We start from the raw sequence: 23,789 nt of genomic DNA on the forward strand, positions 1-23,789 counted from the left end.
AAAATCCCTATCAAATATTCCGACTGTGCGGGGAATCTTGGCGCCCCGGTGGGCATCGATTCTTGCCATGGACAAAAGGGAAGGCTGGCTCGGCGGTTTCACGTTCTAGCGAGCGAAATCGTTGGATTGTGCAATACAGGACTCTGGCCACACCCTCCGACTTGCCCACTTTCTTTTGCACGGCGCCAACTGTCTTCTAGACCCTGCAAGGCAAAAACTCGGAGATTCGACTCACGTTTCAGAAACAGAGCGCGAGACCGCGCAGAACGCGCTCTGGGCTGCAATGACTCTAAAGTGGCTGCTACCCCGTCACCCGAGGTGTTTCGACCGCTCATGCGGGCTGTGGACGCGTCTAAGCACCATCACTGCATCTACGAGGGCGTCCCATCTGGAATTGGTCCGGCCTGTTGTGGCTTATCAGGTCAGACAGCGGCGCAGACGCTGTTGACACTGGCGTAGCCAGTAAAAGATTTGGGATTGGGAATGGGATTGGGATTGGTAGCTTTGCATCCGGTTTGCACTGGGTTCGAAAGTAAAACCTGGCCATAACCTGCTGGGTTTCCGCTACAGGCCCCCAGTTTCCCTCGCTTCGTGGGTATTTCTCCTATGAGGATGGCCATGGATGCTGTGTCAGCGGCGCTCATGGACCTCAAGATCTGAGCAACTGTGCTGGGGCACAGCGCGCTCCTTTACGCCGTGTTTCAGAACCAAATTGGTCGAGTGCCGCTCTAGGTTTTGATGTGGGAACCGGCGGTTAACCAAGTAGGAACCCAGCAGGATCCCAGCGGGTTTCCTGTTACGAACGATGTTGCGTTGCGCTGCGGATTCTCAGTTCATATCCGGCGGTGATTGCTATCATCAGGCGTACCGATAGGGCTGTGTTTGTGGAGAAAAGCGTATGGACCTGGGTACTACAGTGATGCTCGGAGTACTTGTAGCTGTTATCGCATTCGGCCTTTGGGTCGCGAATAACATCGCTCGTTCCGAAGGACGCAACAAAGAAGACCATCAGACCTGAAGCGGCATCAGGGCGAAGGAAAATCTCGAGGTCCTCGTCTATGACCACAGGACTGGGGAGGCCGCCGACTACATCGCGGTCACACGAGAAGAAGACGACAGAGTCCTCGTGAGTCTGTATCACTGCAAGGGAGCTGGGGGCGAACCAAATGGTGCCCGTGTTGACGACGTCTACGAAGTCACCTGCCAGCTACTAAAGTCAGTTGTTTATTGCGAATCCCGTGTGTTGGTCGAGCATGTGGAGCATCGGATAAATGAAAGGCGGCATAGGCGTCCGTCAGTCTTCAAGGTCGGCAATCTTGCAATGTTGCAAGAGATCTTGCTGAACCGGAGCGCGGACAAAGTCATTTTCGCCATCTATGGCGTGCAGCCGGGGATTTCGAAAGGACAGATTGATGCCCACCTCGCTGATCTTATGGCCTTCAGTATTGACTACGTGAAAAGAGGGGGCGCGGCCGTTGGGAAGTGGTTGGTGAATGCATAGCCGAGACTTCCATCAGGTGAGGCCGCGTTTGGCACGGGAGACTTAAGGGCGTGGGCGCAACACTGAAGTGGTTTCTGAACAAACTTGGACAACTGCTCGCAACGCGTCGAAGGTGGCCCAGATGCAACAAATGTACTGGGAGAGCTTTGCCGTGCTTCGCGGTGCCGATGACCAGGCGGACCAGCGGCTCTCCGCTTCGCACACTGAATAAAACCTGTCGAGGAGTGCGGCGGCTGGTCCAGGTTCGGCTCTGTGGGCGATCTTATTCCGTACCGTATTGAGTTGCTCCGCAGCAACCCAGCATGCGCCCTCATTAAAGTGTCCGGCGACTGCTCTTGCCAAGCACAAGGCATTGGAGAATGTGAGCTTCGCTTCGTCAAAGTAGCGAGGGTTGGCGACTGACGAACGGGTGATGGATCGTAGTTGCTCTTCGACCAGGAGGTGCCCTTTCAGTATTACTGTGAGTTCGTCCGCTGTTGGAGGAACGAGCCGAAAAAATCGTTCGTCATTCTCCGCAAAATCGGCTTTATGGTTGGCAGGACTCTTCACGGGGGCGCTCGCATGAGATATAGGGGCGCGACGAGGTTAGCGCGCAGTAGAGGGTAGGAGCAATCTCGGCTTTGGCAGGGACTACCTTATCTCTTGCTAGGCGGAATTCACCAGCCCGAACTTTCACCTGATGTCTGTGGTCTCGGCTCCGAACGAGGTACGGTCGTACCTGGGAAAGTTGCGTACCGTACATTCCTTCATGTAGGTACGGTAACGGGCGCTATTGCGCTTTTCCAGCAACATAGCCTATCGACGCTTCCATCTCCCTGATCTTTAAGGTCATATCCAACAATGTTGCTGTCGAATATCATTCAAGTTGAGATTTGGCTCACTGAAGTTGGCCGTAGTCTGTGCGGGGAGTACCTCGCGCCGTCGGCGTTTCCGACCCGTTGCAACGCCACCACCTGGGCGGTGGTGGCGGACGCTTTGCACATCATCCCGTACTTCGGGCCAGGCCAGTCACCGGCCTCTGCGGACGCTTAGAGCGGTGAGCTGGTGAGGAGGCGGCGTTTGAGCTCGTACAGTGGACTGCCCATCGGTCGTGCGCGCATCAGTCGGGGTAGCGCACCTTTAGATGCCACCGTGCGCGGCGATGAATATGGCGACGGCCGACCGGCAATAGGATGCGATTTTGTTGCCATCCTCCGTTCTCGCCTCATCAAAGCGGGCGATAAGCGGGAGATCGGATCCCTTGAAAAATGCGGCAAACAGGCGCGGGATCGGGGAGCATCGGGTACGTTCACAATCGCTTTCGCGTGCAACTGATGCAACACGGCCTCGACTCGGGCGAGGATATTGGCGGGCCCAGCTCGAAGGCCGTCGCTGGCGTGGCCAAGAGGTTTGAGATGGCGGATATCTGAAGGGTCAGCTTTCGATATTGCCGCGAGTACGAGCTTATTTCCTGACCGGTACTGGCAGATGCGCGCTTGGTTAGCGTGTTTCTGCCGCTCGTAGATATTGACTCACTAGCGGTCAGGGTTGCATCGCCTGTTGCACGGAGTGGCTGTCCACTATCTGCTCCATGCTGACTATCTTGCCGTCCCGCAGGCGATAGAGATGAGCAAAGGTGGCCCTCATGGACTTTCCCGTTTTGCGGTAAGTGCCCGAGTAGGCGCCAAAAGCGGCGACGCGGTCGCCCTCGACCAGATAGGTATGGACCTTGGCGCGGTAGTCCTGCCATTCGGTCGCCAGGCGCTCGAACACGCCGACCACAATCTGCTCCGGCCCCACATAGGTGCCGGCGTAGGGGAAGCCTGCGGCTTCCGTCCAGGAGGCGTCCGGCGCCAGCACCGCTAGTAGATTTCGCCCGTTTTCTTCGGACGAGCCTTCATAGCTTGCTCGGATGATATCGATATTGCTCTTCATGGCATCGTCCTGCGGGTCAGCCCCACTTCATCTCGCCCTTGGCCACCTTGGCGCCGATTTGCAGCGCGGGCGCCAGACCGGCATTGGGGTAGCGTTTGGTCATGGCTGCGATCAGCGCATCGCTGGTGGCGGCCTTGGACACTTCATCCTCGAACGCAAGCAGGTATTCACGGGTGTAATTGACGGCCGAAACGTCCACGGCACCGTCGGCCGTCATGTGGCCCGGCACTACCGAGGCGGGCTTGCGCGCCGCGATGGCTTCCAGGTTCTTGATCCATACGGCGCGGGCTGCGGGAGTGGGCGTGTCGGCCGTCCAGACGTGCAGCCCGGAGAAGACCAGCACGCCGCCGAACACCGCATTCAATGAAGGCACCCACAGGTAACGGCGGTTATCCATGCCCTGTGCCTTGACGATGTCAATTGATTTGCCTTCCAGCGTCAGTGATGGGCCGTCGAAGGCTTCCGGGAAAACGATGTCGGCCAGGCTCTGCGGTCCGTTCTCTTTGAGCTGGGGCGACCAGGTGTCGATCTTCTTCTGCACGGTGGCGCGGATGGCCGCGATGGTGTCGCTAGCGGCGATGACTTTGGCTTGCGGGAACGCGGTCTTGATCGCGCCGAGGCTGAAATAGTAGTCGGGATCGCTTTGGCTGATGTAGATGGTGGTCAGTGTCTTTCCCGAGGCCTTGATGGCGTCGGCCACCGCGCGGCCATCGGGCAGCGAAAATCCCCCATCGATTAAGATCGCTTCCCGGGTGCCCGAGAGAAGGACGGGTGCGCGGAAGAAGCCTTTTTCGCCGGCCGGATAGTGCTTCCATTGCAATGGAGAGCCCGTGTCGGACGCGCCGGCGCGCCCGGCCAGGACGGTGGCGGCGCCGGCTGCGCCCGCGGCTTGAATAAAGTGTCTGCGAGTGATCATCATGCTCTCTGAGTAAATGAAGGGGCTAAAGGGATTGATTCAGGCGGCGACCAATTGCGAGACGAACGCCTGCGGGTTAGAGAACGCGGTTCCGGCGGGCAGCAATTGACGATGGCCTTCCTTCTCCAGAATGAAGGTGGGCACGCCACGCGCGCCGAACTGCTGCATCAGCGATTGCGCCTGGGCGATGCGGACGCGGTTGGCCTGAATTAGCGTGGCGTCAGAGCGGCTAAGCAGGCCTGCGGCAGCTTCAAGATCCAGGGACTGGAGCACGGCGACCAAGGTGCGGAGCGCCGTTATGTCGCGCCCTTCAACGTTTCGGGCCTCCTGGATCGCCGTAAGCGCAGCCAGTTCCTGATCGGGAGCGGTTAGCGAAACCGCCGTCAGGGCGACTGTCGCTGGACCGCTGTCGAAGACTTGCTGGCGGTCTCCCAGTATCTGGAGGCGATAGCGCTCAGTGAATGGCTGCCCTGTTAGCTGCTCGATGCGCTGGTCGTTGCTCCAGGCATAGGCGGCGAAGTCGTCGTCCATGAGACGTGCGCCTTCACCGCTGAACAGGCCAGTAGGCAATAGACGCAACTCTAAACCGCGCACGTCCGCCAGGGCCGCCACAGCGCGGCCGGCGCCGTAGCACCATCCGCAGAGCGGATCGAACAAGTAATGAAGTGTCTTTTCCATAAGAAGAAGCTTGATTTCTGTTGTATGAGGCGATGATAGACAGCGAAAATTGGTAGATAAATACCTATGAAAGAGATGCTGTGTATGCAAATAGCAAACAACTTGCAGGATGCGGGGCGCGCGCATTTGGCCAACCTGAGACGTCTGGCTTACTTCGCCGCCGTGGTGGAGACGGGTAGCTTCACCGCTGCCGCTGAGCGACTTGGAATCACCAAGGCCGTGGTCAGTCAACAGGTCGCGCGTCTGGAGCGCGACTTTCAGACCACGCTACTCACGCGCACGACGCGCAAGGTCGCGCCCACGGATGCCGGCAAGACTTTCTACGGGCGGTGTGTCATGATCCTCAAGGAGGCGGGCGATGCCTTCGATGAGCTGGGCGAGATGGCGTCCGAACCTTCAGGAGTTTTGCGAATCACGGCCCCACTGGACTACGGCATTTCCGCGCTCGTGCCCGCGATCACGGAGTTCACCCGTCGCTACCCCCAATGCAGGGTCGACGCAGTATTCAGTGATCAGTCGCTTGATCTGATGTCGGGGCAGATTGAACTGGCGATCCGGGTGGGGTGGCTGACCAATCTAAACGTGCAGGCACGCCAGATCGGTTCTTTTCGGCAGTTCCTGGTCGCCGCCTCTTCATATCAGCGGCAGCTGGAGCAGTTGAGGACGCCTAAAGATATAGCGACGCTGCCGTTCGTGGCGAACACTGCGTTGCGGGAACCCACGCAATGGAGTTTTTCTCGCAGCGAACTGCATCGTCAGAGCGTGCGCGTAAATCCGACCATCTCGCTAGATGCGACGCTGGCCGTGCGGGAAGCCGTGCGCCTGGGCGCGGGTTTATCGGTGCTGCCCGATTTTGCTGTGCAGGAAGATCTCCGAGAGGGCCGGTTGCTGCGGGTGCTTCCCGGCTGGGTATTGCCCCTAGGCGGTATTCACGCCGTAACTCCCTCTGCACGATTCCGCCCACCAAAAGTGCGCGCGTTTATTGAGGTGTTAGCCGGACTCGCCCCGGTGGGGGAGAGGTGGGATGTCGGCTAAGCCCATCTGGACCGAAATAGGAGGCACTGGACGGTTGAGCGGGAGCACTATCGTCGTTCTCAGCCTGCTGCGCTACGACCTGCAATTCAAGCCGCAGCCGCTGCTGGCCACCACATGGACGATCAGTGAAGACGGTTTGCGCTACACCTTCAGGCTGCGAATCGGAGCCGTCCATGCCGACAGGCCGTGGCGACCCGGACCACTTGTGGGCGGTGGCCGATCTTGACCATTCGCGGCGTTCGCCGCCCTTCATTGCCCCCGCGCGTAGCGCTCGGCAACTGCCCCCCAAGTTCATCGTGGAACGGTCAGTTGGCCATCCAGCAAGGGCGGGTGCCTGGTCTAACGGGGAGAGGGACTGCCCTGCGCCCGCAACTCTAATCTTGTCGATCGGCCAAATTATCTCTAAGTACTTCGATGGCTTTCATCTGGGGCCGCAAATGATCGACCAGGAAATTTGAGAAAGCTCGAATTGCGGGTGATAGTCCTTTGCTTGAGCCATATACCAGATGCAGGTGGTGGTCAGGTAATCGCATCTGTGGCAGAAGTAAAACTAACTCATTTCTTAAAATTTCCTCATGACAGATGTTCAGCGGAAGCTGTGCTATTCCAACGCCCTGCAATACCGCCTGCTTCAGTATTGGACCGTAAGCCACTTGGAGAGATGATTTAAAGCTTAGAGTAACTGCCTTCCCGCCCTCATCTTCAAGAGTCCACGTTGAAGTGTCACCATGATCTCCTCGCGCCCCGATGGCCGGACGGCCGATTAAAGACTCGGGGCAATCAAATGGACCGTAGCGCTTTACAAATGACGGACTCGCCACAAGTACCTGGGGGGATATTCCCAGATTTCGCAAAATTAGTTCCGAGTCGGGTAATGCCGTGCGCACTCTCAGAGCCACGTCAAACCCCTCGGCAATAAGATCAACCCTTCGGTTGGTAAGCTCCAACGCAACTTGTACATCTGGAAAAGCCTGCATAAATTGGGGCAACAGGTCCATTAGGAATAGATGTGCCAGTCCCGCTGGGCTGCTGACGCGCAACACACCCCTAGGTTGCTCAACAATTTGTCGAGCTAGATTCATGGCGCCTTGGGCCGCGTCCAGCATTGCCTCACAATATTTGAAAAAGTCGCTCCCAACTTCGGTAATGTGGATTGCACGCGTGGAACGCTGCACCAACCGTAGTCCCAACTGATCTTCCAGTACCGCGAGCCGGCGGCTTATCTTGGATTTGGTTTGACCGGTCGCTGTAGCAGCTGCACTTAGACTTCCGTGCTTGACTATGGCCGCAAACAGCGCCAAGTCATTAAGATTTGTGTCGGCCTTCATGGTAACGATTGTCCTATTTTTGAGACATTCATTGGCGTTTTTCTATCTTCATTGAGCCTGGCTAGAGGCCTATAGTTCTCATGCATAGCGCGGATCCCCGTCACCCATATCGATTATCGAAGTGAAGGTCATCATGAATCAACGTCGTCACGTACTCGCATCCATTGCATCGCTGGGAGCGATGAGCCTTCTGCCCACGAGACCTCTCTGGGCTCAGGAGTCATCTAGTTCCGGCGCTAAGCTTTCTAAAGAGCCGCGCCAGCGCTTCCGGAAAGTTCGATTGGGCGACGTGGAGATCGTCGCGTTATACGATGGGGTAACCCGTCTGCCACTCACCGAGCGATACGTTGCAAATGCTCCCTTTCAGGAAGTCAAGGCCCTTGCGACCGACCTCGGACTGAGTACAACAGAGATTGAACTACCTTTCACTGGGTTTCTTGTCGTTGCCGGCTCTCGTCGCATCCTTCTCGACACTGGATTAGGCGAATTCGGAACGCCGCGCGAGACTACCGGAGGATTACTCGATAGCTTGCGGTTAGCTGGCTTCCGCCCTGAAGAGATTGATACTGTCCTCATATCGCACTTCCATGCAGACCATATCAGCGGGCTGCGAAGTCGGGCTGGAGATTTTGTCTATCCCAACGCAAAAGTATGGGTAAGCAACCAGGAGTACAACTATTGGATGAGTGAACAAAACATGCGCGCAGCTCCAGCTCGCAAGACCGCCTTCGAACTGGCTCAGCGTGTGTTTACTGGGATGCCGGAGTCAATGATACGGCGGTACGAGCCTGGCGGTGAAGTGGCCCCTGGCATCAGGTCGGTCCCTGCATTTGGTCACACGCCCGGGCATACCGCGTTTAAGGTCGTGAGCAAAGAGCAGGTGTTTCACTACATTGCTGACATGATTAACGTGCCAGCATTCTTCGCACGCCACCCGGAATGGTCGGTAGCCAGCGATATGGACGCGGCTGCTGCCTTGCAGGTGCGGGCGAACTTTCTCCAGGGGCTCGAGCCTAATGCGCTCGTCGGTGGCTTTCACTTTCCCTTTCCGGCTATCGGTCACCTGCGGAAGGAGAGCCAAGGATATAGCTTCGTTCCGTTGCCTTAGATCAAACTCATCGGTTCTCGTACGAAAAATCAGTTTCGCTTTACGATCGAAATGCGGTGCCGATGAACCTAGGCCGGTCACATTCATCCGTCACGGGCAGCAACCTGGATTGCCTCGGCCGACGTGGCTGTCTCTCTTTTTTCCGAATCGTGGATTTAACGGCCCCGCCGCGCAGGCGGCCGGGGGCCGTTAGAACGCCTGCGAGCATTGGGGAGACTTCGCAAGGCTAAGGCCAGCGCAGCCGGGGGATTAAGCCCCGCTCCGGAGCGTCGTGCCTTCATCCCAGAGGGCCACGCCTGTGACGCTGTTTGCATTCGCACGGGTCGTGCGGCTGCCAGTTGTGACTCGCCGGGCTGCACCAACCGCCCTCGCTTAGCGCCAGTTTTCGGGCCAGCGCCGCGAATGCAACTGAGGGGTGAACGCCTCCACCGAGGCGGTCGCAACCCCGGTGATTAGGAACGCATCCCCTGCCAGCAGGCGCGACAACGCATCCCGATCCACGCAGTGAGCAATGACGATGCCGCCGGTGCCATCTTCCGTCGGTCCTGCGGCCAGAATCTGCTGGGACTCGATGCCATCGGCGAGCCACTGCTTATGCGAGTCAAGGTGCAGACCCAGGCTTTCCTTGGGTACGGTATAGGTCAGTTTGACGATGAATATCATGTCGTCCTCCTTAGACGGTAAGCGCCAGGCGCACGACGTTGTCGATCTCCTCGCGAGCGCTGGCCATCGACTTGGCGCTCGCCTCTGCGCCGCGTGACAGGTTTTCTGCACGCACAAACTGGACGTCTGTAATCCCCATGAAGCCGAACGCCGCCTTGATGTATGCCTCCTGGAAGTCGAGTCCGCTCATCGGCCCGGAGAGGTAGCTACCGCCGCGGGTGGACACCACGATGACGGCTTTCGGCCCCGCCAATCCCACCGGACCCTCCGGGGCGTACTTGAACGTGCGGCCGGGCTGCACGATGCGGTCGATCCACGCCTTCAACTGACTCGACACAGAAAAGTTGTACATGGGCGCGCCGATCACAACGACGTCGCTCGCCACAAACTCGTCGACCAGCGACGCTGAACGCGCGTGTTCCCTGACCGTCGCGGCGTCAAAGGTCGTGGGCCCGATCGGCCGGAAGCCGGCAGCGATGGCGCCCGTCAGGTGGGCGATGGGTTCTTCCACCACGTCGCGGTAGATGAGCTTGCTGGTGGGAACCAGCGACGTGATCGAATTAAGCACCTCATGCGTCAACGCACGCGACGCTGAGGCATCGCCAAGAATCGAAGAATCAATCAGCAGAACCTGCATGGTATTTCTCGGAAAAGGACACGGTGAGGGCACTCTACTGGCGCCTGGTGGACCGCGCTAGAATGCGACAGCGTGACGCTTTGTCCCACCGAGCGGGACAATAATCCGGGAGCCGCACATGATCGATCTGAATGACTTGGCGTTGTTTGCCGCTGTCGTGGAACACGGCAGCTTCTCCAGCGCGGGCCGTGCGCTGGGTTTTCCCAAGTCGAAAGTCAGCCGCCGTATCGGGGACCTTGAAGATCAGTTAGGCGTACGGCTGCTGCACCGGTCCACGCGCGTGGTCGGATTGACCGATGCCGGCACCGAGTTCTACAAGCACTGCCAAAGCGTCACATCCGCGGCCAAGGCCGCCGTCGACGTGGCCCAGCGAGCGGCCGAAGGCCCAATTGGCAAAGTGCGGGTCAGTTGCCCCGTCGGCGTGGCCCACCTGTTCCTCGCCCGAATCCTTCCGCAATTCCTGCTTAGCGAACCGGAGGTGCAGCTTGAGTTCGAGATCACAAGCCGGCGCGTGGACGTGATCGCAGAGGGATTCGACGTCGCCATCCGAATTCGAACCGTGCTGGATGATTCCGAACTCGTCGTGCGGTCGTTGGGCGTCAGCGAACAAGTCATGGTGGCCAGCCCGGCGTTCTTGGCGGCGCATGGCCCATTCGCCGAGCCGGCAGACCTGCAAGGCGCCCTGGGCATCGGCCCCAAAGGCATCAACGGCGAGCCGCCCCGCTGGCGGATCACTGCCGCGGACGGCTCGGCGCAGACCATCGACTATCGGTCGGTGCTGGTGTCCGACGACGTCTACCTGCTCTATCACGCTGCGGTAGCAGGGGTGGGCGTCGCTCATCTACCCATTCATGTCTGCGCACACGCGCTGGAAAGCAACCAGCTCGTGGCGCTATTGCCAGACCATGAAAGGTCCCGGCATCAACTGCACCTGGTGTACCCCTCGCGGCGTGGCATGGTGCCCGCCGTTCGCGCGTTCGTGGAATACCTGGCGCGGAACGTTCCCGATGTCATGAATCACGTGTCCGGCCAATACGGCTGCGAACCGATTGTGGCAAGCGAATAGAGTACTCCAGATCACGCTGGCCGAATATCGCGAACCCCACACGACTGTCAATTGGCAAAACCGCGTTTTTCCAGGACGCTGCGTATCGCGTTTTGCAGTTGTCTGTAGGGTAGGGGCATGCTCCACTGCGGGATTCGCTGCGGGTGACATACCTGCGACCTTCCCGCCGCCCTTCGTTGCGGTCACGACATCACGAACGAAAATGCTCAAGAACCTCAAAGTGCGGACCGGCCTGGCGGCGGTTATCGGACTGCTTTTGGCGGCCATCGCTGCCGCATGCCTGTTAGCGTTGACCATTTCGAAGCAATCCGACAACGACATCACGGAACTTAATTCCATCTCGGCTGAACAGGCCATCCCCCTTTACGAAGCCAAGATATCCCTGCTGCGCGCGCGGTTGGCCCTTGTCGCGGCGTACATCGACATCGCTACCGGATCCGGGGTCAACGCACCGGCCGCAATCACGACAGGCGAAGACTATCTGAAGGATGCTGACCGAGAACTTGCGCGGTTCAATAGCGTCCCCAAGCTGACAAAAGACGGGCAAGATATCGCCGCAAAGATCGTCGCCGAATTTGGACCCTACGAGCTGGCGATCAAGCATCTGCAACAGCAGCTGCGCAATGGTTCGGCCAGCGGCTATGTCGAGCAGGCCTCGGCCATGCGCCGCGCCGACGCCGTCTTCAACGATGCAACGCTCGCGTTCTTTTCCCACGCTGAGAAGCGCAATGCGCAGATCAACCTCACGTCGGATCAGCGTATCGAAACAGCGGAGCTTGCCGTCGCATTGATGCTGTGCACCGGGTTTGCCCTGGCTGTCGCGTCATGGATATTCCTGGACCGGCAAGTGCTGCGGCCGCTGAAGGCCGCCTCTGTGCAGTTCGACCGGATCGCAGTAGGAGACCTCACCAGCGCCATCGGCGCGCACTCCCGAAACGAAATCGGCGTGTTAATTGCATCGCTCGGCGGCATGCAGGCCGCGTTGGCCCACACGGTCGGCGCTGTGAGGGATGGCGTGTACGAGATCAACCGCGGCACGGCTGAAATCGCGGCAGGCAATACCGATCTTTCGGCGCGCACGGAACAGCAGGCCGCCTCGCTGGAGGAAACGGCTGCGAGCATGGAACAGATTGCAGCCACTGTGAAACAGAACGCCGAGTACTCCCGCCAAGCCAAGGATGTCGCCGCCGAAACCTCCGGCGTTGCGCGCAATGGCGAGGCAGTCGTCAAGGAAGCCGTTGGCAACATCAACCGCATTGCCGCCAATTCGACCAAGATATCCGACATCATTTCAGTCATCGATAGCATCGCCTTCCAGACGAACATCCTAGCTCTGAACGCCGCAGTCGAAGCCGCGCGCGCGGGCGAGCAAGGTCGAGGCTTCGCCGTAGTGGCCAGCGAGGTCAGGGCGCTCGCGCAACGCAGCGCCTCAGCCGCCCGCGACGTTCGGACCCTGATCGAGCGGTCAACAATCGATGTCCAAGACGGGGTTGCCCTCGTAACAAAGGCAGGTGAAATGATGGACAGCATCCTGTCGTCGGTCCATCGCGTGGACCAGATCATGGGTGAGATCAGCGCAGGATCCGTTGAGCAGGCGCAGGGAATCGACCAGATCAGCCGGGCAGTCGCGCAGATGGACGAGGTCACGCAACAGAACGCGGCACTGGTCGAAGAAGCCGCTGCCGCCTCCGCGTCACTGGACATGCAGGCCAAGAGCCTGACGCAAGCCGTCGCTGTCTTCAGGCTGCCGTCCGCCGCCGGTGGGCCAAGCGCTACGATAGATCGCCCCATTCTGCTTGCAGGAGCCCAATCATGAATCACCGAAATCTGCTTCTCGGCCTGGTGCACTCGGCCCTCTTGTCCACCTGCGCAATCATGCCGGCGATGTCCGCTGCGGCCGAGCCGGTACGCAACATCGTCCTGGTTCACGGTGCCTTCACCGATGGGTCGATATGGTCCGACGTCGTTGTCCGCCTGCAAGCCAAGGGGTTTACCGTCACTTCGGTCCAGAACCCGCTCACTTCCCTGGCCGCCGACATCGAAGCCACCAAGCGCGTGCTGCGGCGTCAGAAGAGCGACACGCTGATCGTGGGCCACTCGTGGGCAGGCGCGGTGGTGACTGCCGCCGCCAATGAGCCGAACGTCAGGGGAATTGCCTATGTGTCCGCGTTGGTGCCGGGTTCCAACGAGTCAGTAGCCGAGATGTTCGAACGTCAGGCCGTGCCCATGGAAGCCTTGCATGCGGACCAGGACGGTTTGATCTGGCTGGACGAAGCCACATTCGGCCGCATCATGGCGGGCGACGTAGCTCCCGCGAAAGTGCGGCTATTGACAGCCATGCAGCAGCCCATCGCCGCCCAAGCATTCGGCGAAAGAATAGGCCTTGCGGCGTGGCGCGACAAGCCCAGCTTTTATCTGCTGACGCAAGGCGATGCCGCCGTGCCCGAAGCGCTTCAGCGCAAGATGGCCAAGGAGGCGAGATCGACCGTCACGACGTTGGCGTCGAGCCACCTGTCCATGGTCTCCAAGCCGCAAGCGGTCTCCGACTTCATTGAGCGGGCGGCACAAACGTTACCCTAAACACTCTCCTTGTCGAGCACGTCCACTAACTGCCAAGAACGCTATTTGCAGATCAGCAAATAGCACTCAGAACTGGTGTCCGTTTCTGGCCGGGAGCCGTCAGCGAGTGATCTGCTCGAAAAAAATTGTCCAAACCTGACGCCTGAGTTACGCCGACCCGCGGAGCGGGTTCGGCTTGAATGAATTGTTAGGCCTTGGGTGAGGCCGAAGTATCCTCAGAAAGCTAACGTTGGAGCTCAACGGCGGCCGTAGACCGTCTGAGGGAACGACTAGTTAGATTCCCGCGCGACCGCCGCAATGATCATCCCGTCTCCCAATCGATAAGCTTGTTGTGTTGCCGTATGTACTCGGGAAGTGGGCGATGCCGAGACAAACGCGGAACCTTCATGGGCTGGTTGTGTAGGTCGATGGATAGTGCAGCCTCCAGCTTGGAGTGCTCGCGCTCCTTGCCTTCTGGATCCCAATACATCATCCGATAGTCAGGCGTGATGGTGAGGTATGCTTTGTCGAAGAGGCAATGATGCAGTGGATTCAATAGCAACCCGTTCCTCACATCCAAGCGCTGCTGGGGGGTTGCATACGCCCAGGGGATGATATGGCATGCTTGTAGCGCGTCTGGGAATCGAGTTCCGGAGAAAGCGCAACTCCAGGAATAGGCCTTCCGCACAGCGTCCCTAAACAAAATTTGCTGGACCCCTCGGGTTTTAACTTTTGCGTAGACTACTCCAGCGTCATCGGGGTTTTGCGTTAGGATCTTGAGGAGGCTCGGATATGACAGTCCTTCGGAAGCAAAGTCAAACGGGTTCTGTATGGTCTTCCACCCGAACGACCATACAGCTTCCAGCCCGCTCTCAAGGTCATTCGGATCGTGTGCAATAAACCCGGTGCCGGGCCGACCTGATCCATTGACAACAAGAATCGTAAGCGGCGGAAGCCTAGTCTCCAGACAATAGTCTTGAATCGGACCCAGAACATAGCGGATCGCCCGGTGATGCACGCCAATTCGAGCGCCCAGTCCACCATACGAGATAGTGTCTCTCGCTCTGGCGACATCGATTAGAACTTGCCAGGCAAGGCGCGCGCGTTCTATTTGGTTAATAGATGACATCGTGTCTCCAGAATCTAACGTTATTGTTAAGCCAAATGGCAATGGCCGTCATGCTGAGCCCCAAGGGTCCATAATTTCTCCACGCGCTAGATTATTGCCCAGTTGGCGACAGACCGCTTCTGGCCGAGAGCCCTCCTTGTCGACCGGCCGATGACGACCCCTTTGCGTCACTCGCACATGCTTGTGCGAATGACCGCTTTGAATGTCAGCGCGGTCATCGCGAAGAATCTGAAGTCGGTCACGTTCTGGCATAGACACGAAGAGCAACCGGAAAGGTGCTTCTCTCTGGAAGCGACGACTCGGTGGGGGAGCAGCGGCGGGGGATGAGATTGCTTAGGCTAGCGCACGGTCCGTTAGACGCGAACGTAGGGAGTCGCATGGACTCTTAGAACGTCGAATTCGGAGTCTTCTTTCACGTGCTGGTTACCTCTCGAACCTGCCATTTGAAAGTTAGGTCATACTCTGTCAATTCCTTCAGCTTTATGAGTACAGCAAACTTCGAATTCTTTGGATAGACGACCGCGATCTGCCCGACCCTCATCCTTGCAGCATGAGCAGTCTCACGAAATACAAGCGGATCAGAAATATCGTCAAAGTCGCGGGCGCCCAGCGCTTCGCGCACCGCATCATCGCCGTAATCTGCGTGAAGATCGACTATCCCCGAAGAGAACTGAATCAATCGCCATCGAATGTCAATGCTCGACGGATCAGTGCGGGACCGTTGAATCGCAAATCGCTTCCCGGCCGTGCCAACGACCCCGACGCGACGCGTACCTTCCGGCCCATACCCCTTATTTACGTCTCCATCCTTAAACGAGTTCTTCTCTACCTGTTCCCTCAGACTTGACTCGAAAAAGCTCACTTGGATACCGGCATTGAGGAGGGCGCTGTACCCTTGGCTGTACACCTTTCCGTTAGGATCCAATACGCCAATGATGACTTCGCTAACGGCATGTTGCGTGATGAGTTCGGCACAGGGTCGCTCAGGTTGTTCAGCATGAAACTCTACGCACGGTTCCAGCGTCGTCACGACTATCGCGCCATCCAGTTGACTCGCATGCAGTTTGCCGATGGCCACACGTTCCGCGTGCAACTTAGGGACTTCGCCGCGAAACCCTGTGGCCAATATCTCGCCGCCCTTCGCTATCACGACTCCCACTTTCGGAAACGTGTCGCAGTTATTTTGCTCTTCGATGGCTTTCGCCATTAGTTCGTCTCTGGTGTAATTTCTGCTCATAGAAAATCGATACAAAACGAAGTTGACGCCGATTTGCCGACACGACGGTGCAAACAAATGGCGCTTATCGGCCGATTAGTCAATCATAGGCTTGACGTTTGACTAACAACTCATCGGCGCCCTGCGGCGCTGCAAGCCGGGTCCGGCATGTCAAAGTGGTCCTTACGGATGAACCCCGTACTGTTCGACATTCGGCCAAGTGGCACGTATGTGATCGCGAAGCGCTGGATAATCGCGGGCAATAAGAGCTACGTGATTGCCAACCAAGGACACGCGCGAAAACCTGTGCCGCAACCCGTCTTAAGTCTCCATCTCTTTGCTCGATCCAACGTGTGTACCGATGAGTTTCATGTCCGTCGACTTCCATGCCGGACGCTTCAAATGCGTACTCCACCAACCACCGCCGCTTGCGCCACGGAATGTGCATAGTGTTGCCGGTGTCGGATCGTCGGCAAGAGTATCGACGTTGCCTTGCTGTGGAATCCAGACGTGAATTTCAAGGTGAGCGCCACAGAGGGCGGGGGCCAGGCTACTGGCAGGCGCATGCTCATCGCCAGCCATTGTCGTTGAATACACAAGCAGTTTGACCCCGGTACCGCCGTCGTGATTTAGCATCAATTGCAGTGGGTATCCAGCAAGTGCCAGGAAATCGCGAGATGCGTCGATCGCCGAGGGAGAAAGAACTTCGATAGATCGTTCGCTCAAGAAAATCCGGTTGCCCGCCTCGATAGACGAGGCCGCATCTTTTTTAACCTCGTAATAGCCGAAATCCCTCCCACCGGAACATACGTAGCCAGATCTAATCGGGTCGAACAGGAACCGATGACGATATTCGCGGACGCCCAGCGCTATTGACTCGAAGGTGCCGTGCACGCAATGTCCAGCCGTCAGCACAAAAAAAAATCCCCTATTTTCACTAGCACTCCCGACCCACAATCCTGAGGCTCGGGGGCGCTTCCGAACCTGAAGATAGGAACAGTGAACGGTTTAAGGCGCTCCTGCAACTCGAGGCCGTGTTCTATTGGACCTTCCTGAGCGTGAATTAGGCTGTCCGCGCTCTGGTCGTTTGATTTCAAGATTCAGCCATCCTGTTTCTGAAGTTACGGGCAATTTACCAAATCATGGTCGAGCTTGTGCTTCGTCACCACAGCCTCACGCGAACGGGTGGAGCGCTAGTAGCGGAAAGAACAGCATCGACGAGTGGTGTGGTCCGTCATGAGCGGTTTAACGGACGTCAGAACCTAGCAACGAAGGTACGCTTCTGGCCGATAGTGGTCTCACAATGGCGGCGGCAGGTGTATTGACCCAGCAGAACCTGCTCAGGTTAAGCGCCTAGTACAAATGCTTCAGCCGGGGTCTTCATGCCTCGCGGCAGGTGCGGGCGCCGGTGGCTGTTAATGCGTATTAGTCCCCTACAACGCGGCAGGTGGGCTTGATAGTTTCAAAGCGATGCCGATGCGCGCATCGCCTTCAAACTTACGGATCACGCGTTCGACCATGCCGTTTTGTTGCGGGCGTCGAACTCCTGGCGCAGTCCGCACGCACTCAACATCACGATCGCCGAATGAACGCGTTCAATCAAGAGGAGCGCCATTTTGGCCTCATGTCTCTGCCCGATCGTGATTTGCTCTGCTCAGACATATTAGGGCGCCGTCGACCTCCGCGGCGAGATAATGCACCGTCCACTCCAGTTTGGCGTGCCTAAGGCGCAGCTTATACGCTCGTTGAGCTGTGTACGAGGCGATCGGTGGAGTACCCCGGGTCCTATGCGCCAACTACGCATGCAGGATTGGCCAAATTGATCGGAACGCCTCTTTTTACGGTAGGCGCTCCATGACGCTTCAACTGTGCCTATTGCTTCAGCGGCGTTGTCAACACGACGTCATCGCTATCGACGACAAACACCGCCAGTAGCTTTGCCGGTTCCGTCTTGCTCGCGTTGGCACTTACATCGTGCCGGTCGCCGGGCATCTCGGTGAAATTCTGTCCTTCGGTATAGGTACGTAGCGGCCCGCCGTTGAGCTGGTTCAATACCGCACCTTCCAGCACGGTTGCATAAATGATCGCCGACTTTGCATGCATATGCGCTGCGTTGACACCCCCCGGCTCGTACTCGACCAGCACGCCTTTGATGCTCTTGCCAGGCATGTCGGGGATCGCTTGCTGATACACCTGGGTGACTTTGACTCCGACGGTTTGTTTGGCAAATGCGGCTGGCGCGACCGGCGCCTGGTTTGTCGAGTGATCGTGTGCAAAAACTGCCTGCATGGGCAGAGCTGCGAGTAGCAGCGAAGCAATGAGTTTCTTCATGGTGGAACTCCGGTTGGACAATCTGGATGTGATTCGCCAAATTCAGTGCACTGCCTTCTGGCGTTGCAGCCAGCTGCCGCGCGTGGTGGTGCCCAGACGAGCTTGACCGAGCGGGACCAGAGACTCTTCGGTCACAGTGCCACCAAAGTACTTCGCTTGCGGGTCGCGCTCGACCACGCGTGCGTCGTTGGTCAAAGCCAGATGGCGCCCGACGATGTCGGCCAATGGCGCGCGCTGCGGGCCCGCAACCTCCACGACTCCGTTTGCCGGCGCGCCAGTGGCAATGTCCGCCAGGAATGCCGCGACATCGTCGGCAGCGATCGGCTGGAAGAGGCCAGGGGAGAGGCGGATCTTTCCTTCTACGACGCTAGAGTCGGCGATACCCGTCAGAAACTCCATGAACTGTGTGGCACGCACGATCGTGTACGGGGTGCCGGCGTTGGTGACGATCGCTTCCTGCGCGAGCTTGCCTTGGAAGTAACCGTTGTCAGGCATGCGATCCACACCAACGATGGAGAGCATTACATGGTGCTTTACCTTGACAACCGCTTCAGCGGCGGCGATGTTACGGCCTGAGGTCTCGAAGAACGACTTCACGACGGCCGGATCGTAGGACGGGGCGTTGCTGACGTCTATCACGGCATGAGCGCCGTTCAACGCCTGTGCAAGGCCTTCTCCGGTAATGCTGTTGACGCCTGTCGCAGGCGCTGCGACCACAACGTCGTGGCCGGACGTTTGCAACAAGGCCACAACCTTGCTGCCGATGAGACCGGTACCACCCACAACTACGATTTTCTGACTCGCTTGCATGATGACTCTCCTGGTTATTCGCTGGCCTGCGGTTGTTGCAGGACTGGATGAATAGTAGGCAGCGGCGGAGCGTTGTGCCGTTCCAGTATTGCGCGGACTGTTCAGATCTTGCGGTGATCGTCGGAAAACTGGCGACCGCAAGATCTGAACAGTCCGCGCAACCTTGGGAAAGCCCAGTGACCGGCCCAGGCATATAAAGGTGCGGTGTATATCCTCACATCAAGGTCGGCATGTCACAAGCAAAGAACATCCTGGTTACCCACGCAGCGGAAGGCGTGGGGCCGCTTACCGTCAGCGCCTTGGCGCATGGCGGCCATACAGTTCATGCAGCGTTGGACTACAGCCGGGGGCGGGATCGGGCGTGCGCCCGGCGTCTGCAAGCCCAAGCGCACGAGCAAGGCATCGATATCAGGACGCTGGACTTCAGGCCCCAATCCTCGGAAAAGGTATCGATGGCGGTCGAGCAGATTGTCCGCGCACATGGGGACCTGGACGTCCTGGTGCACGGAGGCGTTCCGGCGATGGTCGGGCCCACGGAAGGGTTCAAGAGTGAACAAGTGAGCAGCGCGCTGGACCGGTATCTCACGGGCGCCCAACGGACCATGCGCGCGATCCTGCCACATATGCGCCAACATCGTTCGGGATTGATCGTCTGGATCGTCAGCACCGCCGCTGGGGGCGGTGCCGCCCCTCATCTCGGCTGGTATTGCGCCATCCAGTCCGGCCTTGAAGCACTAGCGGTGCAATATGCGCGTGAGCTGCGCGCCTCCGGTATCGAAAGTGCAATCGTCATGCCCGGCATGTTCGGGACCTTATCGAGCCCGTTCCAGCACCCTGAGGCGCCGGGCGATGAAAGCGCTTGCAAGCCTTACGAGCAAAGGCTCGGAAAAGGTTTTCGCCAGCGGCTGAAGAATGCGGCCGGCGGTCTCAAGCATCGGGAAGAGATTCCCGGCGCTGCGGCAGGCGCTGTTGCAATGATTGTCGAGACCCCAGCGGGAGAGCGCCCGTTCCGGACCATCGTGGACCCCGTGCACGATGGGGCGGACGTTGTATTTCCAGTGCTGGATCGTGTCCGGGCGGAGATGATGCGGGAACTTGGCTTTGGCGAGCTTTTGAGGAAAGTCCTATCGCCCGCGGCGTAGCGATGAAGGTGCAACGCCTGTGACCTTGCGAAACGCGGCGGCAAAGGACGAGGGCGTCTGGTAGCCCACTGCCAGGCCCACGCTTGTCACGGGCAGCTCGGTTGTCATCAGCAGGTGCCTCGCTTGGCCGATACGCAGCGCCGTCAGCCATTCATGGGGTGTCTGCCCGGTAGCAAGCCGGAAAGCGGTGCAGAAGTGAAATCGGCTCATCTGAAGCAAACCGGCCAGGTCGTCCAGCCGGATTTCCTGGTCAAGGGCGTCCTTCATGTAGTCAGTGACACGACGGACCTGCCAGTCGACCAGACCCTTGCGGGCGGGCGGCGTGGAAATCGCCGACTGCGATGAGTGGCCCCGAATCAGCTGCGCACAAAGCAGGTCTAGCGCATGGTCGGCAAACAGCGAGGAACTTGCATCCCCGCTAGCGGCCTCGTGGCTCAGGATTTCAAGAATGCGCGAGGCAACGGGATCGTCAAAACAGATTCGACCAATGAGTTCCACACCGCTGATTCCAGAGGACAGCGACCTCGCCGCTTCCTGCAAGCGCTGGCTGCTGAGATAGACGTGCGATACCTCAATGGGTCCGGCCACGTCCCACCTTCCGTCCTGGCCTTCGGGAATGATGGTTACGCTGCCTGGCCGCGTTCGCCCACTGCCTCGCTTGCCATCAACGTGGCAACTCGAGTTTTGTGCGGCGCCGTAATACGTCATGATGACATGCGTGTCCATCGCGGGAAGCGATGCGTGAAACTCGCCGTGTCGCCAACGTTGGGTCAGGCGGGTGCCGCCTCGCAGGACATTGGCCAGCGTCGGCGGCTGATCGAGGATGCCGCCAATTGCAACCGCTGCATCGGATCCGGTTGTTGTCGTCATTCGCCCACTGCCAGATTGCGCCGGTACGACGAGGGCGCCATGCCATAGATGCGCTTGAAGGCCAGGCTAAAAGCGCTGTCGGATTGATAGCCGATCGATTCCGCGATCCGGCTGATTGGCTGTGTTCCTTCTCGTAGCGCATGAGCTGCCAGCCTCATGCGCCACCGCATAATGTACTCGAGGGGAGCCAACCCCGTGAGTGCTTTGAAACGCGCCGCGAATGCCGACCGGGACATGGCAACAAGTTTGGCCAAGTCTTCGACTTTCCATTGCCGGCCTGGGTCGTTATGCACGGCGTGCAGGCAGGCCGCGAGGCGGTTGTCGATAAGCGCGGTCAGCAGGCCGTACCGCGAGGAATGCCGCGCCCAATAGCGCATGAATTCCACGCACAGCATGCGGGCGAGGAGTTCCTGGCTTGCGTTCGTGCCGGGCGCAAGTGAGTCCAACTCGTCGCGAAGACGCATGATGAGCCAACGAATGGCGTCGGCGCTCGACTGGGCACCTGGAACGACGAGCGCGGTCGGCAGCCTGGATATCAGCAATTGGACATCCAAGGTGTCCAGTGTGACGGCGCAGCCAACCATATGACATTGCGGACCAGCCTTGGGACCTGGCGTTCCAGTAATGACACCGCTGCTATCCGAGAACACTTCGGAAGCGTGCACGGGCTTTAGCGAAGGATGGCTGCATAGTACGTACGTTCCCGGTCTGGTCAGCATGAACGCATCGCCACCATGAAGCTTGATCGGTCCCCCGAGGTCATCATGCAACAGCCATGTTTCCCCATGAGTGATCACATTAATCTTCGGTGTGGTTGTCTCTATCGTCACGGACCACTCGCCGCTAGCCTGGAGCGACCCGCTGAGCGTGCAACGTACGGCCAGCAGGGACAACCATTGGGAAAGGGGGTCGTAAGGCATCTGTGGACGTTCTAATAGAAATCTTGGACGCTGCATTATGGGCAGAAGCCCACAGGTTGCCTAGAGTTTGAGCTTCGCAAACCAGGGGCTTTAATCAAACGTATGCAGAACCAAAATAGGATAGGAAGCGGCTTTGGCGCCAGCACCACCGCAGCCCAAGTCATGGCGGGCGTCAACTTGCGCGGCCGCAACGTGGTTGTCACAGGTGGGCACGCTGGTCTTGGCTTGGAAGTCGTCCGAGCACTGGCGGGGGCGGGTGCCTCGGTATGGGTCGGCGCCCGTAACCCAGCGCGCGCTCAACAGATTCTCGGGGGTACCGAGTCGGTGCAAGTGCTATGCCTTGATTTGGCGGATCCCACCAGCGTTGATGCATTCGCGCAACGCTTTACGGCCGAAAATTTGCCTTTGCATCTGCTCGTCAACAATGCCGGGATCATGGCCGTGCCGTTCCAACGCGATGCCCAAGGTCACGAACTTCAACTCTCGACGAATTATCTGGGACATTTCCGGCTCACGGCACAGCTCTGGCCAGCGCTTGCCGCGGCGAAGGGGGCCCGTGTGGTCGCGTTGAGTTCCGGCGCCCACCGATTGTCTGGGGTCGATCTTGAAGACCCTGACTACCATCGTCGGCCGTACGATAAATGGCAGGCGTACGGGCAGTCCAAGACGGCTGCCGCACTATTTGCGGTCGAGCTGGATCGTCGCGGTGCAAAAGAAGGCGTCCGGGCTTTCTCGGTACACCCGGGCGCAATCAGGACGGGGCTCGGTGCACACCTTACGACAGAAGATCTTGTCCGAATTGGAGCTATTTTTGCTGATGGCAAGCCAAACCCGGCCTTCGAGGCATTGTTCAAGACTGTGGAACAGGGAGCCGCCACCACCGTATGGGCGGCGACCAGTAGTCGGTTGCAGGGACTGGGTGGGCTTTACTGCGAGGATTGCGACGTAGCCGATCTGGTCGCCACCACTTCAACCTCATTGCGAGGTGTCCTGCCGCACGCCTGCGACCCCCAGATGGCTCACAGGTGGTGGGAGAGAAGCGAGGGACTTGCCGGCATGCCGTTTCTGGCTGGCTAGCTAAATAGGGGCCGACGTAAAAAGCCCCGCACAGGCGAGAGTAAATGAGTTTCCAAAGGGAACGATGACCGTAGCCTGGCCTATGCTAGGTTCCGACGGCGACGCAGACGCTCGCCGACGAAAATGGAAGCAATTGGCCGGCAAGCGACCGCTCGCCGGCCGGGATGCGTCAAACCTCGGTTTGCTCTGCCATCTCAAGAGCATCGTCGACCTCGATGCCGAGATAGCGAACTGTGCTTTCCAGCTTCGTATGCCCGAGCAGCAGCTGTACAGCCCGAAGATTCTTCGTCCGGCGGTAGATCAGCGAGGCTTTTGTACGGCGCATAGTGTGGGTGCCATATGCGGTATCGTCGAGGCCAATCGATGCGACCCAGCGATGCACAATACGGGCGTACTGCCGCGTCGACAGATGCGGTGACGTATGCAAGCGGCTCGGAAACAGAAAATCCGCCGCCTTTAGTCCTCGCGCCTCGATCCATGCTTCAAGGCTCTCACGGGTTTGCTCCGTTATCTCGAATTGAACCGGACGCTGGGTCTTTTGTTGCATGACGGTGGCTCTCGCGGCCACATGGCTTCCGTGACGTATGTCCTGCACCTGCAATCGCGTGAGATCGCACGCTCTAAGCTTGCTATCGATTGCGAGATTGAACATTGCGAGTTCCCGGACGTTGGACGCCATCTTCAGTCTCGTTCGGATTGCCCAAATTTCTCCTAGCTTTAGAGGTGGCTTCTGCCCGGTGAGTTTGCCCTTGTTCCATGGCGCAGGACGGCCAACGGTCACATTCGCGGATTCCATGACAATCTCCTTTCGCGTAAAGGGAGATTCAGTGTGCTCCTACGGAGGGTCGCTATCCGACCCTGAGCCGACCTTTCCCTGGCCCGATAGCTG

Annotated in this window: 22 protein-coding genes and 1 pseudogene; 8 read left to right on the forward strand and 15 right to left on the reverse strand. The window is 58.5% G+C overall.

Going from position 1 to position 23,789, the window contains the following annotated elements; translation table 11 throughout:
- The first annotated feature begins 1,126 nt into the window (after positions 1-1,126).
- Positions 1,127-1,501 (forward strand): hypothetical protein, encoded by a 375-nt coding sequence (locus HV783_RS12335; RefSeq protein ID WP_175189231.1) that lies wholly within the window; start codon positions 1,127-1,129, stop codon positions 1,499-1,501.
- A 1,119-nt stretch (positions 1,502-2,620) separates the two neighbouring features.
- Here HV783_RS12335 and HV783_RS29475 read toward each other — a convergent pair.
- The 4 genes and pseudogenes from HV783_RS29475 to HV783_RS12355 form a co-directional block, all read right to left on the reverse strand.
- Positions 2,621-2,862 (reverse strand): annotated as a pseudogene (locus HV783_RS29475) (TetR/AcrR family transcriptional regulator); the annotation flags it as partial.
- A 160-nt stretch (positions 2,863-3,022) separates the two neighbouring features.
- Positions 3,023-3,415 carry a nuclear transport factor 2 family protein gene (locus HV783_RS12345; protein ID WP_116792839.1) on the reverse strand — a complete coding sequence of 131 codons (393 nt, stop codon included), beginning with the start codon at positions 3,413-3,415 and terminating at the stop codon, positions 3,023-3,025.
- Positions 3,416-3,431: 16 nt separating this feature from the next.
- Complete coding sequence (locus HV783_RS12350; RefSeq protein WP_116792915.1) at positions 3,432-4,331, reverse strand: MBL fold metallo-hydrolase; 900 nt, start codon at positions 4,329-4,331, stop codon at positions 3,432-3,434.
- Between the two features lie 39 nt (positions 4,332-4,370).
- Positions 4,371-5,009: a DsbA family protein gene (locus HV783_RS12355; RefSeq protein WP_116792838.1), complete on the reverse strand. Its 639-nt coding sequence runs from the start codon at positions 5,007-5,009 to the stop codon at positions 4,371-4,373.
- A gap of 84 nt (positions 5,010-5,093) precedes the next feature.
- On the opposite strand from HV783_RS12355, the gene HV783_RS12360 reads away from it, so the two are divergent.
- Positions 5,094-6,044 carry a LysR family transcriptional regulator gene (locus tag HV783_RS12360; RefSeq protein ID WP_175189256.1) on the forward strand — a complete coding sequence of 317 codons (951 nt, stop codon included), beginning with the start codon at positions 5,094-5,096 and terminating at the stop codon, positions 6,042-6,044.
- Positions 6,045-6,418: 374 nt separating this feature from the next.
- On the opposite strand, the gene HV783_RS12365 is transcribed toward HV783_RS12360, so the two are convergent.
- Positions 6,419-7,372: a LysR family transcriptional regulator gene (locus HV783_RS12365; protein WP_116792837.1), complete on the reverse strand. Its 954-nt coding sequence runs from the start codon at positions 7,370-7,372 to the stop codon at positions 6,419-6,421.
- A gap of 133 nt (positions 7,373-7,505) precedes the next feature.
- On the opposite strand from HV783_RS12365, the gene HV783_RS12370 reads away from it, so the two are divergent.
- Entirely contained in the window at positions 7,506-8,480 is a 975-nt protein-coding gene (locus tag HV783_RS12370) for an MBL fold metallo-hydrolase (protein WP_116792913.1), read from the forward strand.
- 372 nt (positions 8,481-8,852) lie between these two features.
- Here the strand turns inward: HV783_RS12370 and HV783_RS12375 are convergent, their stop codons facing one another.
- The gene (locus HV783_RS12375) at positions 8,853-9,143 is read right to left on the reverse strand and encodes a YciI family protein (protein ID WP_116792836.1); all 291 of its coding nucleotides are present in this window, start codon (positions 9,141-9,143) and stop codon (positions 8,853-8,855) included.
- A 10-nt stretch (positions 9,144-9,153) separates the two neighbouring features.
- Positions 9,154-9,780 (reverse strand): FMN-dependent NADH-azoreductase, encoded by a 627-nt coding sequence (locus HV783_RS12380; RefSeq protein WP_116792835.1) that lies wholly within the window; start codon positions 9,778-9,780, stop codon positions 9,154-9,156.
- Between the two features lie 118 nt (positions 9,781-9,898).
- On the opposite strand from HV783_RS12380, the gene HV783_RS12385 reads away from it, so the two are divergent.
- The 3 genes from HV783_RS12385 (at position 9,899) to HV783_RS12395 (ending at position 13,426) form a co-directional block, all read left to right on the forward strand.
- Positions 9,899-10,846, forward strand: a complete 948-nt coding sequence (locus HV783_RS12385) for a LysR family transcriptional regulator (RefSeq protein ID WP_175189232.1) — start codon at positions 9,899-9,901, stop codon at positions 10,844-10,846.
- A gap of 202 nt (positions 10,847-11,048) precedes the next feature.
- Positions 11,049-12,662, forward strand: coding sequence for a methyl-accepting chemotaxis protein (locus HV783_RS12390; RefSeq protein ID WP_116792833.1), 1,614 nt, complete (start codon positions 11,049-11,051; stop codon positions 12,660-12,662).
- The gene (locus HV783_RS12395; RefSeq protein WP_205412707.1) at positions 12,659-13,426 is read left to right on the forward strand and encodes an alpha/beta hydrolase; all 768 of its coding nucleotides are present in this window, start codon (positions 12,659-12,661) and stop codon (positions 13,424-13,426) included. Before HV783_RS12390 ends, HV783_RS12395 begins: the two co-directional genes overlap by 4 nt.
- 301 nt (positions 13,427-13,727) lie before the next feature.
- Here HV783_RS12395 and HV783_RS12400 read toward each other — a convergent pair whose 3' ends face one another.
- From HV783_RS12400 to HV783_RS12420, 5 genes are all read right to left on the reverse strand, one after another.
- On the reverse strand, positions 13,728-14,534 hold the full coding sequence (locus HV783_RS12400) for an HNH endonuclease (protein WP_175189233.1): 807 nt from the start codon (positions 14,532-14,534) through the stop codon (positions 13,728-13,730).
- A 412-nt stretch (positions 14,535-14,946) separates the two neighbouring features.
- Positions 14,947-15,741, reverse strand: a complete 795-nt coding sequence (locus HV783_RS12405; protein ID WP_217484232.1) for a cytidine/deoxycytidylate deaminase family protein — start codon at positions 15,739-15,741, stop codon at positions 14,947-14,949.
- 330 nt (positions 15,742-16,071) lie between these two features.
- Positions 16,072-16,644, reverse strand: coding sequence for a hypothetical protein (locus HV783_RS12410; protein WP_175189235.1), 573 nt, complete (start codon positions 16,642-16,644; stop codon positions 16,072-16,074).
- A 978-nt stretch (positions 16,645-17,622) separates the two neighbouring features.
- Positions 17,623-18,081 (reverse strand): cupin domain-containing protein, encoded by a 459-nt coding sequence (locus tag HV783_RS12415; RefSeq protein ID WP_175189236.1) that lies wholly within the window; start codon positions 18,079-18,081, stop codon positions 17,623-17,625.
- A 42-nt stretch (positions 18,082-18,123) separates the two neighbouring features.
- Entirely contained in the window at positions 18,124-18,891 is a 768-nt protein-coding gene (locus HV783_RS12420) for an SDR family oxidoreductase (RefSeq protein ID WP_175189237.1), read from the reverse strand.
- 230 nt (positions 18,892-19,121) lie between these two features.
- On the opposite strand from HV783_RS12420, the gene HV783_RS12425 reads away from it, so the two are divergent.
- A complete protein-coding gene (locus tag HV783_RS12425) occupies positions 19,122-20,033 on the forward strand; it encodes an SDR family NAD(P)-dependent oxidoreductase (protein WP_175189238.1) in 912 nt (303 codons plus the stop codon).
- Here the strand turns inward: HV783_RS12425 and HV783_RS12430 are convergent.
- Complete coding sequence (locus HV783_RS12430; protein WP_175189239.1) at positions 20,016-20,903, reverse strand: helix-turn-helix domain-containing protein; 888 nt, start codon at positions 20,901-20,903, stop codon at positions 20,016-20,018. The two genes, HV783_RS12425 and HV783_RS12430, sit on opposite strands and share 18 nt — an antisense overlap.
- Entirely contained in the window at positions 20,900-21,859 is a 960-nt protein-coding gene (locus HV783_RS12435; protein WP_367646383.1) for a helix-turn-helix transcriptional regulator, read from the reverse strand. Before HV783_RS12435 ends, HV783_RS12430 begins: the two co-directional genes overlap by 4 nt.
- A 66-nt stretch (positions 21,860-21,925) precedes the next feature.
- On the opposite strand from HV783_RS12435, the gene HV783_RS12440 reads away from it, so the two are divergent.
- Positions 21,926-22,900 carry an SDR family NAD(P)-dependent oxidoreductase gene (locus tag HV783_RS12440; RefSeq protein WP_175189241.1) on the forward strand — a complete coding sequence of 325 codons (975 nt, stop codon included), beginning with the start codon at positions 21,926-21,928 and terminating at the stop codon, positions 22,898-22,900.
- A 169-nt stretch (positions 22,901-23,069) separates the two neighbouring features.
- On the opposite strand, the gene HV783_RS12445 is transcribed toward HV783_RS12440, so the two are convergent.
- The gene (locus HV783_RS12445; RefSeq protein WP_149063625.1) at positions 23,070-23,696 is read right to left on the reverse strand and encodes a tyrosine-type recombinase/integrase; all 627 of its coding nucleotides are present in this window, start codon (positions 23,694-23,696) and stop codon (positions 23,070-23,072) included.
- Between the last annotated feature and the right edge of the window lie 93 nt (positions 23,697-23,789).

This window comes from Achromobacter dolens, from assembly GCF_902859745.1.
GTDB lineage: Bacteria > Pseudomonadota > Gammaproteobacteria > Burkholderiales > Burkholderiaceae_B > Achromobacter > Achromobacter dolens.

Excerpts from the sequence above, each read along its gene's own strand:
- HV783_RS12440 (WP_175189241.1), top strand. The coding sequence starts at position 21,926 with ATGCAGAACCAAAATAGGATAGGAAGCGGCTTTGGCGCCAGCACCACC.
- HV783_RS12435 (WP_367646383.1), bottom strand. The coding sequence starts at position 21,859 with ATGCAGCGTCCAAGATTTCTATTAGAACGTCCACAGATGCCTTACGAC.
- HV783_RS12375 (WP_116792836.1), bottom strand. The coding sequence starts at position 9,143 with ATGATATTCATCGTCAAACTGACCTATACCGTACCCAAGGAAAGCCTG.
- HV783_RS12385 (WP_175189232.1), top strand. The coding sequence starts at position 9,899 with ATGATCGATCTGAATGACTTGGCGTTGTTTGCCGCTGTCGTGGAACAC.
- HV783_RS12430 (WP_175189239.1), bottom strand. The coding sequence starts at position 20,903 with ATGACGACAACAACCGGATCCGATGCAGCGGTTGCAATTGGCGGCATC.
- HV783_RS12365 (WP_116792837.1), bottom strand. The coding sequence starts at position 7,372 with ATGAAGGCCGACACAAATCTTAATGACTTGGCGCTGTTTGCGGCCATA.
- HV783_RS12425 (WP_175189238.1), top strand. The coding sequence starts at position 19,122 with ATGTCACAAGCAAAGAACATCCTGGTTACCCACGCAGCGGAAGGCGTG.
- HV783_RS12445 (WP_149063625.1), bottom strand. The coding sequence starts at position 23,696 with ATGGAATCCGCGAATGTGACCGTTGGCCGTCCTGCGCCATGGAACAAG.
- HV783_RS12370 (WP_116792913.1), top strand. The coding sequence starts at position 7,506 with ATGAATCAACGTCGTCACGTACTCGCATCCATTGCATCGCTGGGAGCG.
- HV783_RS12360 (WP_175189256.1), top strand. The coding sequence starts at position 5,094 with ATGCAAATAGCAAACAACTTGCAGGATGCGGGGCGCGCGCATTTGGCC.
- HV783_RS12355 (WP_116792838.1), bottom strand. The coding sequence starts at position 5,009 with ATGGAAAAGACACTTCATTACTTGTTCGATCCGCTCTGCGGATGGTGC.
- HV783_RS12405 (WP_217484232.1), bottom strand. The coding sequence starts at position 15,741 with ATGGCGAAAGCCATCGAAGAGCAAAATAACTGCGACACGTTTCCGAAA.
- HV783_RS12415 (WP_175189236.1), bottom strand. The coding sequence starts at position 18,081 with ATGAAGAAACTCATTGCTTCGCTGCTACTCGCAGCTCTGCCCATGCAG.
- HV783_RS12420 (WP_175189237.1), bottom strand. The coding sequence starts at position 18,891 with ATGCAAGCGAGTCAGAAAATCGTAGTTGTGGGTGGTACCGGTCTCATC.
- HV783_RS12400 (WP_175189233.1), bottom strand. The coding sequence starts at position 14,534 with ATGTCATCTATTAACCAAATAGAACGCGCGCGCCTTGCCTGGCAAGTT.
- HV783_RS12345 (WP_116792839.1), bottom strand. The coding sequence starts at position 3,415 with ATGAAGAGCAATATCGATATCATCCGAGCAAGCTATGAAGGCTCGTCC.
- HV783_RS12395 (WP_205412707.1), top strand. The coding sequence starts at position 12,659 with ATGAATCACCGAAATCTGCTTCTCGGCCTGGTGCACTCGGCCCTCTTG.
- HV783_RS12380 (WP_116792835.1), bottom strand. The coding sequence starts at position 9,780 with ATGCAGGTTCTGCTGATTGATTCTTCGATTCTTGGCGATGCCTCAGCG.
- HV783_RS12390 (WP_116792833.1), top strand. The coding sequence starts at position 11,049 with ATGCTCAAGAACCTCAAAGTGCGGACCGGCCTGGCGGCGGTTATCGGA.
- HV783_RS12350 (WP_116792915.1), bottom strand. The coding sequence starts at position 4,331 with ATGATCACTCGCAGACACTTTATTCAAGCCGCGGGCGCAGCCGGCGCC.